Here is a 12934-nt window from a genome sequence, read left to right as displayed (position 1 = left end):
TACAGCTAACTTGGCTCACATTGATAAATACCACTGTTTAATTTGTACAAAGTGATCTTGCTCGGCTTGTCGTTCAGTCAACATACCAGCATGATTATAATCCAATAAATTGCCCTTTTCTTTGGCGAGTAAAGTGTACTTAACCTGGCTAAAACCACATTCATCAATCATATCGCGTACATCTGACGGATTGCCTAATACGTGATCATTTTTACCAGCGATAAACCATGCCGGTGGCCATACCGCTTTAGTTGCGGCTTCTGCATAGTGAAAATTATCATCATGATCAACCCAATCACCTCGCACCCAATCAATCGTTTGTAATAATGATGCACTGCTCTCATTATCCATACCAACACGGAGTCGACAGGCATCAAAGTAGCCTTGTCTGCCAATATAAAAAGGCGCAAAACGATTCCAGAAAAAATCGACCATAAGCCATTTTTTAAATGACTTCACTTTGATAGTACGTTTGGAACCAAAGGTTAGTAACGATGCAACACTAGACTGTAAATGACTATAACGAGCCAAACTACTGGCCATTAACACCCCACCCCATGAATGGGCACACCAATGTACTTTATTAACCAAAGGGTGACGCTGTAGAATAAACTGCTGCACTAGTGGCAATTGTTCACGGATGACTTCTCCTTGTCCCAACGTAAAGTCACGGTGAATTTTAGGCTCGCTTAAGCCTCGTCCTGCGGTATCCATCACATAAACATCAAAACCAGCGTTAGCTAAAAAACAGCCTAAACCACGGCCAGAACTGCTATAAAACACTCTTCCATTAGACATAGCCCCATGCAACATCAAAATAGGAATACCTAGGGCTGTCGGCAATGAAGGACGAATATGCCGAAGGTGCAATTGACCATCTCTGTATGGTATAAAAAGTGAATCTTGGAGGATATCGATAGTCAAAATAGGCAGTTATGTTAGTGATTATAAATATAAAACTAACATTACTACCATGAAATACAACTAGAATAGAGTAATAATTCTATATTTAGCCTTGTTCATAAAGGTAAACATCAAAACGTTATAGTTGTAGGCAAAACACTAATGCTCGTAAATCGACATTTAGTATCGATGCATCAGCAGCAGCAATTAATTTAGGTTTAGCATGAAATGCCACACCTAAATCTGCAGCTTGGATCATCGGAATATCATTAGCGCCGTCACCAATAGCCACTCGCTGACCTGATGGAATGCCCCACTGTTCAGCACATTGACTAATCACATTAGCTTTGTATTGAGCATCTACTACTTCACCTGTCACTTCGCCACTTAGCTTACCATCAACAATAACCAGCTCATTGGCAAACGCCGCATCAAGATTAAGTAATGTTTTTAAATGGCCCACAAATGGTGTGAATCCACCAGAAGCGACAACCAGTTTCCATTGATGCGTTTTTAACTCGGCTAACATCACTTCAAGACCAGGCATTAAAGGCAAGGTATCGCACAACTGCTGAATAATAGAGGCATCAGCACCAGCAAGTTTACTGACTCGTTGTCTTAAAGACTGTTCAAAATCCAATTCACCACGCATAGCACTTGCCGTAACTGCTGCTACCTCCTCACCCACGCCAGCCATAACGGCGAGTTCGTCGATACATTCAATTTGAATGGCAGTAGAATCCATATCCATCACTAATAAACCGGGTTGGTTTAACCGTGCTAATGGCTGTTGAATGAGTACAATTTCGGCGGGTATATTTTGAGGAAATGACGCAACCCACCCGTCATTAGCAGTTTGAGCCGACAGTTCAAAACCAAATAAATCGTTTTGCCTGTCAAGCCTTGCGATATGAGTATCACTTGATATTGAAGATAACCAGGCTTCTATCTCTGTTGAGCATTGCGCACTAAAAATAACTCGACAACGATACGGTAAGTGAGATTGTAAGTTACGTAAATAATCTGACTCTTGATAACGATATAACACACAGCCTAAATGTTGATATGTCTCACAAGTATCTGAAAATAAAAAATTTAGTAAAACATTATCACGTTGTTCAAGCATCAATACGGCCTCTTAGTATGTTACGACTATCTACTGACAAATTTTTCGATTAGTATAGCTTTTTGATAATTCTCTGTAATTGGGTTAGCACAGAATGGTTGCTCGGTAAAAGAACTCCCTAAAACAGCCTCCAATTAAATAGAAAAAACACTGAGGATTAAAGTGATTTTTGTTAAAGGTCTTAAGAAAAGGCAAAAAATTAGCAGAATTGTGCAAATCATTGTGGCAATAGCACTGATCTTCGGCCTAATGTACTTGTGGCAATCAAGTTTACGTAATGGTCAAAAATTATTAAATTCACAAACCAAAGTGATGGCAAGGCTATTAGCACAGCAAGCCGCTAATGGTGCGGCTCCAGCAATGTTTTTACAAAATGATGAGCAACTGCAATGGTTAGCATCAGCACTTGCTGCTGATCCTAAAGTGATGTCGGTGAATATCTATAATTCACAAGGTGTAAGGCTAGCCTTTGCCCAAAGTGTGTCTTATGAAAACTTAGAAGCCGACTCTGAAATATTAAAAGGCTTATTAAAACCATATCCCCCCCTGATTGAGAACGTTGTTCAAGACGACAACAATTTAGGTTACGTTGAAGTACGTTTAAATCTTGATATATTTTTCGACGAAATAAAAATATTGCATGAACAGAACATGCAATTACAGCAGATGATGTTAATTGTAGCTGGCTTTATTGGTTTGCTGTTATCGCGAGCACTTTCATTTAAGCGTGCCGATTTTGACCGCCGAAAAGCCCAAGCTAAATTACGTAAAAAGCCTAAAAAATCGACCTTGATCGCTTCAAACGAAACGCAAGCAGACGAGTCAGAAGATGTAAAACAAGATCCTCCTGCCTAGAGAGATTGCTGACAGAAATGACAAACATAAAAAATGGGCACTCAATGAGTGCCCATTTTTATGACTAACGATTAAATTACAGTGTTAACGCTGCATCTAAAGTCATGATGATCATGTCGCTGAATGTCGTTTGACGCTCATCAGAGGTCGTCTTCTCACCGGTACGAATGTGGTCTGATACCGTTACAACACATAACGCTTTGGCGCCTAATTCATGTGCTACACCGTATAAACCAGCGGCTTCCATTTCGACGCCAAGAATACCCATTTTTTCCATAACATCAAACATTTGAGGATCTGGAGTATAAAATAGGTCGGCAGAGAAAACGTTACCTACACGGATTTTAGTGCCGTGCGCTTTCGCTGAATCAACAACAGCACTTAGTAAGCTGTAGTCTGCGATTGCAGCAAAATCGTTATCTTTAAAACGTAAACGGTTCACTTTAGAATCAGTACATGCACCCATACCGATAATCACATCACGTACTTTTACGTCAGTGCTGATTGCGCCACAAGTACCAACACGGATTAAGTTCTTAACACCGTAGTCTTTGATAAGTTCGTGTGCATAGATTGAACAAGATGGGATACCCATACCTGAACCCATAACAGAAATACGCTTACCTTTATAGGTACCGGTAAAACCTAGCATGTTACGTACATCAGTCACTTGCTCAACATTTTCTAAAAATGTCTCAGCAATATATTTTGCACGTAATGGATCGCCTGGAAAAAGTACCGTTTCAGCAAAAGCACCTTCAACAGCATTAATATGTGGTGTAGCCATGTTATAACCCCTATGTTTCTATTTTATTTTGTATTGCTTAGTCATGTTTACAGTTTAGCAAAGCCATTAAACTTTATATAGAACCGTCGTTTGAAAATGTGACTAATTAATAAAAGATTCACCATAATTCATCGGTTCTAACTCAAAATAACTCGCAATAGACTGGCCAATATCAGCAAAAGACTTACGACGGCCTAGCGAGCCTGCAGATAAACCTGCACCATAAGCGAGTACCGGCACACGTTCACGAGTATGTTCGGTGCCAACCCAAGTAGGATCACAACCATGATCAGCAGTGAAAACCACTAAATCTTCAGGTTGTAAAATCGCTAATAATTCCGGTAAACGAGAATCAAAGTACTCAAGTGCTTTAGCATAACCGGCAGTGTCACGGCGATGACCATAATGAGAGTCAAAATCAACGAAATTGGTAAACACAATCGTGTTATCGCCAGCACGTTTAATTTGCGCTAAGGTTTCGTCAAATAACTCTTCAAGACCAGTCGCTTTAAATTGTTGAGTAATACCGCTGTGCGCATATATATCAGAAATTTTACCGATACTCACCACTTCACCGCCAGCATCTTTAAGCTTATCTAATACCGTAGGCGCTGGTGGTAATACCGCATAATCATGACGGTTACCAGTACGAGCGAAATCAGCAGCGCCAGTGCCAACAAACGGACGAGCAATTACGCGACCAATGTTATAAGGCTCTAACTCTTCACGCGCTATTTTGCACAAGTTGTATAGATTTTCTACACCAAAACTTTCTTCATGACATGCTATTTGGAATACAGAGTCCGCAGAGGTATAGAAAATAGGCTTGCCTGTTTTCATGTGCTCTTCGCCTAACTCTTCAAGAATTTGAGTACCTGACGCATGGCAGTTACCTAAAAAACCATCTAAACCAGCACGTTCAAGAATTTTATCTGTAAGTTCTTTAGGAAATGAGTTGGTTAAGTCACTAAAATAACCCCACTCATAAAGGACAGGAACACCCGCCATTTCCCAGTGACCACTAGGAGTGTCTTTGCCTGAGCTTAATTCGTCAGCATGGCCATAAGCACCGATGAGTTCGACATTATCAGCAAATCCAGCAGCAAACTTACCCGTACTTTCAAAACCAGCATGGCCTAGACCAAAGCGAGCAAGATTAGGTAATTTCAATGGACCTTGACGGCCGATATCCGCTTTGCCGTCAGCACAGGCTTGCGCGATGTGACCAAAAGTATCAGAGCCAACGTCACCAAACTTATCGGCGTCGGTAGCAGCACCAACACCAAAAGAGTCGAGCATTAAGATAAAAGTACGTTTCATTATTTGTTTCCTTTATAAATCTGAAGCGCGAATATAACGATATATTTCAGGCGTTTTCTCAGGCGCGCTATCACCAATAATAATGGCTTGCTGAATAGCAGCGGCAGCTTCGGCGAAAGCATCTTCAGATTGAGCATGGATCATCGCTAACGGAATATCTTTGTTAACTTCCTGACCCAATGCGCATACTTGAGTTAATCCAACACTGTAATCCAGTGCATCACCTGGTTTGCGACGTCCACCACCTAAGGTCACTACGGCTAAACCAAGTTCTCGTGTATCCATTTTGTAAGCAAAGCCAGATGTATTGGCATATACAGGTCGTACAATTTTCGCATGAGGTAAATACTTATCATATGCCTCAACAAAATCTGTTGGGCCACCTAAGCCAGACACCATTTTAGCAAATGCCTCTGCTGCTTTACCATTATCTAATACAGTATTTAGTTTATGACGAGCTTCTGCTTCATTCTGTGCAATACCACCCAAAATTAGCATTTCTGCACATAATCCCATGGTGACAGCATATAAACGTGGATTACGATATTGACCAGTCAAAAAGTTTATCGCCTCACGAACCTCAACCGCATTACCTGCACACGAAGCCAATACTTGGTTCATGTCAGTTAACAATGCCGTTGTTTTAGTTCCTGCGCCATTAGCAACAGCAGTAATACTGCGAGCTAATTCTTCAGATGCTTCGTAAGTAGGCATAAATGCACCGCTGCCGACTTTGACATCCATTGCAAGAGCATCAAGCCCCGCGGCTAACTTTTTAGATAAAATAGATGCGGTGATAAGTGAGATAGATTCAACGGTGGCGGTATTATCACGAATCGAATAGAAACGCTTATCAGCAGGGACTAAGTCACCGGTTTGACCAATAATGGCAACACCAGCATCTTTAACCACTTTGCGGAATAATTCACTTGAAGGCTCAGTTTGATAGCCAGGAATAGCATCAAATTTATCTAACGTACCACCGGTGTGACCTAAGCCACGACCTGAAATCATTGGTACATAACCGCCACAAGCTGCAGCCATAGGGCCAAGCATTAGGCTGATTACATCGCCAACACCACCAGTGCTATGCTTATCGATAATCGGGCCATTGAGGCCCAGAGAATCCCAATTTAATACGGTTCCGGAATCGCGCATTGCAATCGTTAATGCAATCCGTTCGTCCATATTCATATCTTTGAAATACACTGCCATGCCGAACGCAGCAATTTGGCCTTCTGAAACCGTGTTATGAGTAATGCCATCAACAAAGAATTGAATTTCTGCAGTGCTTAATACATCGCCATTACGTTTTTTGCGTATAATTTCTTGAGCTAAAAACATGTTACGTCTCCCTTTAGGCAACCCATCACCTTTAGGGTCGCCTTTAATAATAGGATGCTATCAAGTGATAGCGCCTCAGTACGACAATGATCCAAGGCCATACTGAGATTTTTGACTATCTATGCGATTAGTAACCTGAAGTAGGCTTAGGGGTATCAACTAATTCTAATGTATGTAATAAGCTATTTAATAAACTAGATGCACCAAAACGGAAAGTTTGTGGGGTAACCCAATCAGCACCCAAAATGCGCGCAGCCAAGTCTAAAAACTCTGCTGTTTGTGCTGCATCACGAACACCGCCGGCAGGCTTAAAGCCTACATTGCGATTTTTCTCACTGATTACAGTTAGCATAATTTCAGCCGCTTCAAGTGTGGCGTTCACCGGTACTTTACCCGTTGATGTTTTAATAAAATCAGCACCGGCATCGATAGCTAATTCTGATGCTTTACGGATCAAAGCTGGATCTTTCAACACACCAGATTCGATGATAACTTTTAAAATCGCATCATCGCCGCACTCTTCCTTACAGGCTTTAACCAATTCAAAACCGACGGTTTCGTTACCTTCCATTAATGCACGGTATGGAAACACAACATCGACTTCATCAGCACCATAGGCAACTGCGGCACGAGTTTCTAGTACTGCGATGGCAATATCATCATTACCGTGTGGAAAATTAGTTACGGTTGCAATTTTAATGTCTTCACAATCAAGTTCATTTAGTGTTTTACGTGCAATAGGAATAAAACGAGGATAAATACAAATTGCGGCAGTATTACCTGCTGGAGACTTGGCTTTATGGCACAAATCGATGACCTTTTGATCAGTATCATCGTCATTTAAAGTGGTTAAATCCATTAATTCAATACCACGTTGTGCCGCTTTTTTTAAATCAGTCATAATTGCTCTCCGAAACGATAAATCAAAGTTGATAAATTTTTTTCAGGCAACACTATGTAGCTGGCATATGATTATAATTATGGCCGGGCCTTCAGTATTGCCAGTAAATCTTACTACTATTTACTAACCTAAGTATTCAATCTGATAACGAGTACCACGACTTGAATCCTTGAAGACCGGAAAAGATAAAACAAAGATAATTGTTTCAACTGTTCCGCGAAAAATCCATTTTAGCGCGTAAAAATAAAACTTTGTAGGGTACAAACTTTTATATAAAAACACTCTTATTAGACAATGATTTTAAATGAAAGTTCGATTTGCATTTATTGTAAAATATGGAGCCGCTAAACGCGGCTCCAACAACTCATATACAAAAAAACTAGATTTTGTAAGTTGCGGTTAGGAAGTGAGTCCAACCTGTTGTATTCAAACCATCAAAGAACTGATTCTTAAATGCATTGTCATTTAAGCCGTATGAGTGGTAGAAGTATTTAGCACCATAACCTAAAGCAAAACGGTCTGTATGGTAGTAAAGACCTAAGAAACCAGCGCCACCGTGTTCAGTGTTGTTATAGTTACCATCACTGTTTTGGCCTGAATATTCTTCGTCCATGTCAAATTGGTAATCAACATAACCTTGGAAAGATAAAAAGCTCTTGTCATCGAAGAAAACAAATGGCTTGAACCAGTTAGCTGAGAATTGGTAACCATTCCAGTCTTTACGGTTAATATCATAACTAGCGAACATGTTCATGCCAGTTTTACCTAACCATGGAACCATTACATCCGCACCAACACCCCAGAAAGACATGTTAACATCGCCAGCACCATTACCATCGGTATTGATAGCGCCGCCACCCCAGTTAAATAGAGTAGATAAATATACTTCTTGAACTGGGCCGAAAGATAAATCTTTACCAGTAATAGCATCAAGAGAAAAACGAGGAGCTAACTTCATGAACATTTTGCTCGCGCCGTCAGCTTTATCGCCTGAATCACTGTTGCCTAAGTTGAAAACATCAACATAACCATATAGGTCAACAAAACCAGAACGTCCACCAAACTCCATCTCTAAATAGTTATGGGTAGCTTCATCTTCGTTTGCAATTGGATGCTCATCGATTGCGTACATAATGTTAAACTGCATCCACTTATAATCATTCGCGTGAATGTCACCAGTTTGTTCAGCAGCAGAAACAGTAAATGCAGAGCCCGCTAGTGCAACGGTACTTGCTAATACTAAAGTATTTAATTTTTTCATCATCAACCCCATGTATATTATTTAACTATCTTCTTGGATAGCACTTCTTTTTAATCATTCGTATTTTACCGTTACTGATATAAATCTCAATATTTAATCGATAAAAAACGAATACAAAATTCTTTTTTGTGAACAATGTCGCGACTTTTTGTCCACACATCATTAACAATTTGACATTTCAATCTTGACTAGAGAATTTAATGCATCCTCTTTTGCAATCACTAAAACAGCATAACTTCGTATTGGGAAACGGTGGATTAACACAAAAATCAATAACAACTTTATTACAAAACTGGGTCTCTAATAATTATTAAAGTAAAGACCCAGCTGTAGGAGGTATTCCCCCTGGAATTACTCTTAACTTAGATAGCTAAGAATAAACCGGCTAATGTCGCGCTCATTAAGTTAGCTAATGAACCAGCGATAACAGCACGGATACCTAGTTTTGCAAGGTCATGGCGACGTGAAGGAGCCATAGCACCTAAACCACCAAGTAAGATTGCAATAGAAGATAAGTTAGCGAATCCACACAATGCGAAAGAGATAATCGCTTTAGTACGGTCTGACATCATTGCGCCAGTTTCAGCTACTACTTTAAAGCCTTCAGCAGATGCATCAAGTAGATACGGAGCGAAGTTTAAGTAAGCAACAAATTCGTTAACAACAATCTTTTGACCGATGAAAGAACCAGCAACAAGCGCTTCGTTCCAAGGTACACCGATTAAGAAAGCTAGAGGCATAAAGATATAACCAAGGATAAGTTCTAACGTAATACCCTCTAAACCGAACCAACCTGTTACGCCACCGATGATACCGTTGACCATTGCAATTAATCCAACGAATGCGATCAACATAGCACCAACGTTCAATGCAAGGTGCATACCTGATGCAGCACCTGAAGCAGCAGCATCTAACACGTTTGCTGGCTTATCAGGATCATCTGGTAAATCGTCCATTTCATTGATAGCCGCTTCTGTTTCTGGGTGCATCAGTTTAGCCATTAATAGGCCACCTGGTGCCGCCATGAATGACGCTGCAACTAAGTATGCAATTGGAACACCCATTTGCGCGTAACCCGCTAATACAGAACCAGCGATTGATGCTAAACCACCCACCATGATGGCGAATAACTCTGATTGAGTCATAGTAGCAATAAACGGACGCACAACTAACGGTGCTTCAGTTTGACCAACGAAAATGTTCGCTGTTGCTGACATTGATTCAGTGCGGCTTGTGCCTAATGCTTTTTGTAGACCGCCACCAATAATGCGGATGATCCACTGCATAATGCCTAAATAGTAAAGCACTGCAATTAAAGAAGAGAAGAATATAATGACAGGTAATACGTTGATGGCGAAAATAAAACCAACTTTAAAGTTAGCTAAATCACCAAATAAGAAGCTAGTACCTGCTTGTGCATAACTAATCACACTTGATACTGCGTCAGAAACACCTTTCAGAATGTCTTTACCGATTGGAACATATAATACGAAACCAGCGAAGAATGCTTGAATTGCTAAAGCACCACCAACGGTACGTACACTAATTGCTTTTCTATTATTTGATAGTGCAAAACCTATCAATAGTAAGGTGACCACCCCTACTAAACTCATTACTATATCCATTAATCATCACCCTTTTGTTAACAGTTTTTTTGAATGTTGTTAACTCACCTAATTTCCGCTGATGATTATAACTGAGCGTGAAACGAAAAGCGTCGTTTTGATCAAGTTTTTAAAGTTTAATTTCAAACCCTTACGACATTAAAAACAATTTATGTCTCTATGTTCATTAAAAAACAATTAAAGCTCAAACAGTTGCAATGCATTTTTATTCAACTGTTCTAATATACAAACAGTCGGCTTTTTCTTTAAAAATGCGATTTCGGACACAATTCGAGGAAGAATAAGAGGGGTGTTACGTGATTTAGGATGATCAAAAGGAGGCATACTTGGTGAATCAGTTTCCAATAAAAAGTGTTCTAAAGGTAAATTAACCACTGTTTCTCGAAGCTTTTTCGCACTTGGATTGAGTATTAAAGCACCAACACCTAATTTAAAACCGAGTGAAATATAACGTTTCGCAATTTCACTATTGCCATAGAACCCATGCACTACGCCGCCTTTAGGCAGTCTAATATGTGCCAACATTGACAATAATTCTTGGTGAGCTTTAACAGCATGTAAAATGACGGGTAATTGGTAAATTTGAGCAAGCGATAACTGTTTCTCAAGTAACAACAATTGTTTATCTGACCAATGGTGCAATTTATCCAGCCCACACTCCCCAACAGCAACCAAACGCCTATTCTTGCTATATTGTTGTATCGTTGCTTCAAGCTTAATAATGGCAGCATCAATGTCCTCAGGCACGTACCACGGATGAATACCAAGGGAGAAATAGCAATTAAACTGCTGTGCTATTAGAATTTGCTTTTGCCATTTATCAACCGACACACCAGGTAAAATAGCAGAGCTAATACCATGGCGATGCATGGCATCAAATAATTGTGTTCTATCATCATCGAACTCTGACATGTCGAGATGAGCATGAGTATCAATCATAAGGTTGCTCTTTTTTATTGCCATTCTGATTTATGACGGGCTCAGATGTCGATGCTTCATTTTTAGGTTCGCTCAATCGTGGTACACAGCTGCGTTTATTTTCTAGGGTTAACCCCATCTCATCACACCATAAAATGTACCTTTGCCAGGGTTTTACAATAAATAGCCTAAAAATAGCCTTAATCATCTTAATTCCCTGTTAAAAATAATAATAAAAAAGGCGGCACAGCCACCTTTTTTAACATATCTGTAAAAAACTTCTTAACATTTAATGTTCGCGTGTTTTGGCAAACTCAACATCAGGGTAGCGTTCCATCGATAAGTTTAGATTCACCATAGTAGGAGCAATATAGGTCAAGTTATTACCGCCATCTAGGGCTAAATTTTGACTACATTTACGTCGAAACTCTTCTAATTTACGTTCATCTTTGCAATAGACCCAACGTGCGGTACTCACACTGATACCTTCGTAAATAGCTTCTACGTTATATTCACTTTTTAAGCGTCCAACAACTACTTCAAACTGTAGCACACCAACCGCACCTACGATTAAATCGTTAGAATCAATTGGTCTGAAGACCTGAACGGCTCCCTCTTCAGATAATTGCACTAACCCTTTAAGCAGCTGCTTTTGTTTTAGTGGATCTTTTAAACGAATACGACGGAACATTTCAGGTGCAAAGTTTGGCACCCCAGTAAAGCGAAGTTTTTCGCCTTGAGTAAATGTATCACCAATTCGCATGGTGCCATGATTATGTAATCCAATAATATCGCCTGGGTACGCCACTTCGGCACGACTTCGATCACCAGCCATAAAGGTCAAAGCATCACTGACATTGACATCTTTACCGATGCGAACATGGTGCATTTTCATACCTTGTTCATATCTACCCGAGCAAACACGCATAAAAGCAACACGGTCTCGATGTTTTGGATCCATATTGGCTTGTATCTTAAAAATAAAACCAGAAAACTTTTCTTCATCAGGCGTGACATTTCGTACATCACTTTCACGGGGAAGCGGCTTTGGAGCCCATTCCACGATACCATCCAAAATATGATCCACACCAAAGTTACCTAAGGCGGTACCAAAATATACTGGCGTAAGCTCGCCTTTTAGAAAAGCTTCTTGATTGAATTCATTTGAAGCGCCAGCGACCAGTTCCATTTCATCACGTATTTCAGAGGCATACGATCCAAGAACTTTATCTAATTCAGGATTATGTAATCCTTTGATAATACGCTCATCTTGAATTGTATGACCCATACCGCTCTGGTATAAAATGACTTCATCACGCAGAATATGATACACACCTTTAAATTCCTTACCTGAACCAATTGGCCAAGTAATCGGTGCACAAGCTATTTTTAAGATGTCTTCTACTTCATCCATTAATTCAATGGGATCACGAATATCGCGGTCACATTTGTTCATGAATGTCACAATAGGTGTGTCACGTAAGCGCGTCACTTCCATAAGCTTAATAGTACGATCTTCGACACCTTTAGCGGAGTCGATAACCATTAAACATGAATCTACTGCGGTTAGTGTACGGTAGGTGTCTTCCGAAAAGTCTTCGTGACCAGGCGTATCAAGTAAATTGATGAGCGCGCCACCGTAAGGGAATTGCATCACAGAGGTGGTAATCGAAATACCACGATCTTTTTCCATTTCCATCCAATCAGATTTAGCATGTTGACCAGACTTTTTGCCTTTTACCGTGCCAGCCTTTTGTAAGGCATTTCCGAATAAAAGCACTTTTTCGGTGATGGTGGTTTTACCCGCATCGGGGTGCGAAATGATGGCGAAGGTACGACGCTTGTCGACCTCAACTTTATTGCCTGACATGTTAACCTTGCACTAGCCGCTAAA

At 40.2% G+C, this 12934-nt stretch carries 12 protein-coding genes; 1 reads left to right on the top strand and 11 read right to left on the bottom strand.

Annotated elements, in window-relative coordinates; translation table 11 throughout:
- Positions 1 to 15: 15 nt before the first annotated feature.
- Positions 16 to 924: an alpha/beta fold hydrolase gene (locus AAEY98_RS02150; RefSeq protein ID WP_192114424.1), complete on the bottom strand. Its 909-nt coding sequence runs from the start codon at positions 922 to 924 to the stop codon at positions 16 to 18.
- 118 nt (positions 925 to 1042) lie between these two features.
- A complete protein-coding gene (gene serB / locus AAEY98_RS02145; protein ID WP_351014734.1) occupies positions 1043 to 2029 on the bottom strand; it encodes a phosphoserine phosphatase SerB in 987 nt (328 codons plus the stop codon).
- Positions 2030 to 2191: 162 nt separating this feature from the next.
- Here serB and AAEY98_RS02140 point away from each other — a divergent pair, with 162 nt between their 5' ends.
- The gene (locus AAEY98_RS02140) at positions 2192 to 2884 is read left to right on the top strand and encodes an AhpA/YtjB family protein (protein ID WP_101085717.1); all 693 of its coding nucleotides are present in this window, start codon (positions 2192 to 2194) and stop codon (positions 2882 to 2884) included.
- Positions 2885 to 2960: 76 nt separating this feature from the next.
- On the opposite strand, the gene deoD is transcribed toward AAEY98_RS02140, so the two are convergent.
- The 9 genes from deoD to prfC form a co-directional block, all read right to left on the bottom strand.
- On the bottom strand, positions 2961 to 3671 hold the full coding sequence (gene deoD / locus AAEY98_RS02135) for a purine-nucleoside phosphorylase (RefSeq protein WP_059746461.1): 711 nt from the start codon (positions 3669 to 3671) through the stop codon (positions 2961 to 2963).
- Between the two features lie 102 nt (positions 3672 to 3773).
- The gene (locus tag AAEY98_RS02130; protein WP_101085719.1) at positions 3774 to 4991 is read right to left on the bottom strand and encodes a phosphopentomutase; all 1218 of its coding nucleotides are present in this window, start codon (positions 4989 to 4991) and stop codon (positions 3774 to 3776) included.
- Between the two features lie 12 nt (positions 4992 to 5003).
- The gene (gene deoA, locus AAEY98_RS02125) at positions 5004 to 6335 is read right to left on the bottom strand and encodes a thymidine phosphorylase (RefSeq protein WP_101085721.1); all 1332 of its coding nucleotides are present in this window, start codon (positions 6333 to 6335) and stop codon (positions 5004 to 5006) included.
- A 127-nt stretch (positions 6336 to 6462) separates the two neighbouring features.
- Positions 6463 to 7236, bottom strand: coding sequence for a deoxyribose-phosphate aldolase (gene deoC / locus AAEY98_RS02120; RefSeq protein ID WP_101085722.1), 774 nt, complete (start codon positions 7234 to 7236; stop codon positions 6463 to 6465).
- 379 nt (positions 7237 to 7615) lie between these two features.
- Positions 7616 to 8500, bottom strand: a complete 885-nt coding sequence (locus AAEY98_RS02115; protein ID WP_162022532.1) for a nucleoside-specific channel-forming Tsx family protein — start codon at positions 8498 to 8500, stop codon at positions 7616 to 7618.
- Positions 8501 to 8859: 359 nt separating this feature from the next.
- Positions 8860 to 10122, bottom strand: coding sequence for a NupC/NupG family nucleoside CNT transporter (locus AAEY98_RS02110; RefSeq protein WP_101085726.1), 1263 nt, complete (start codon positions 10120 to 10122; stop codon positions 8860 to 8862).
- Positions 10123 to 10299: 177 nt separating this feature from the next.
- Positions 10300 to 11061 (bottom strand): TatD family hydrolase, encoded by a 762-nt coding sequence (locus AAEY98_RS02105; RefSeq protein WP_101085728.1) that lies wholly within the window; start codon positions 11059 to 11061, stop codon positions 10300 to 10302.
- The gene (locus tag AAEY98_RS22805) at positions 11054 to 11248 is read right to left on the bottom strand and encodes a DUF5363 family protein (RefSeq protein WP_502959383.1); all 195 of its coding nucleotides are present in this window, start codon (positions 11246 to 11248) and stop codon (positions 11054 to 11056) included. The genes AAEY98_RS02105 and AAEY98_RS22805 overlap by 8 nt, the downstream gene beginning before the upstream one ends.
- Positions 11249 to 11329: 81 nt before the next feature.
- Complete coding sequence (gene prfC, locus AAEY98_RS02100; protein ID WP_182743607.1) at positions 11330 to 12910, bottom strand: peptide chain release factor 3; 1581 nt, start codon at positions 12908 to 12910, stop codon at positions 11330 to 11332.
- Positions 12911 to 12934: the final 24 nt, after the last annotated feature.

Source organism: Shewanella sp. AC91-MNA-CIBAN-0169, assembly GCF_040310165.1.
Lineage (GTDB): Bacteria > Pseudomonadota > Gammaproteobacteria > Enterobacterales > Shewanellaceae > Shewanella.
This window is presented reverse-complemented; position numbering and strand designations above follow the sequence as displayed.

Excerpts from the sequence above, each read along its gene's own strand:
- serB (WP_351014734.1), bottom strand. The coding sequence starts at position 2,029 with ATGCTTGAACAACGTGATAATGTTTTACTAAATTTTTTATTTTCAGAT.
- deoD (WP_059746461.1), bottom strand. The coding sequence starts at position 3,671 with ATGGCTACACCACATATTAATGCTGTTGAAGGTGCTTTTGCTGAAACG.
- AAEY98_RS02130 (WP_101085719.1), bottom strand. The coding sequence starts at position 4,991 with ATGAAACGTACTTTTATCTTAATGCTCGACTCTTTTGGTGTTGGTGCT.
- deoA (WP_101085721.1), bottom strand. The coding sequence starts at position 6,335 with ATGTTTTTAGCTCAAGAAATTATACGCAAAAAACGTAATGGCGATGTA.
- deoC (WP_101085722.1), bottom strand. The coding sequence starts at position 7,236 with ATGACTGATTTAAAAAAAGCGGCACAACGTGGTATTGAATTAATGGAT.
- AAEY98_RS02115 (WP_162022532.1), bottom strand. The coding sequence starts at position 8,500 with ATGATGAAAAAATTAAATACTTTAGTATTAGCAAGTACCGTTGCACTA.
- AAEY98_RS02110 (WP_101085726.1), bottom strand. The coding sequence starts at position 10,122 with ATGGATATAGTAATGAGTTTAGTAGGGGTGGTCACCTTACTATTGATA.
- AAEY98_RS02105 (WP_101085728.1), bottom strand. The coding sequence starts at position 11,061 with ATGATTGATACTCATGCTCATCTCGACATGTCAGAGTTCGATGATGAT.
- AAEY98_RS22805 (WP_502959383.1), bottom strand. The coding sequence starts at position 11,248 with ATGATTAAGGCTATTTTTAGGCTATTTATTGTAAAACCCTGGCAAAGG.
- prfC (WP_182743607.1), bottom strand. The coding sequence starts at position 12,910 with ATGTCAGGCAATAAAGTTGAGGTCGACAAGCGTCGTACCTTCGCCATC.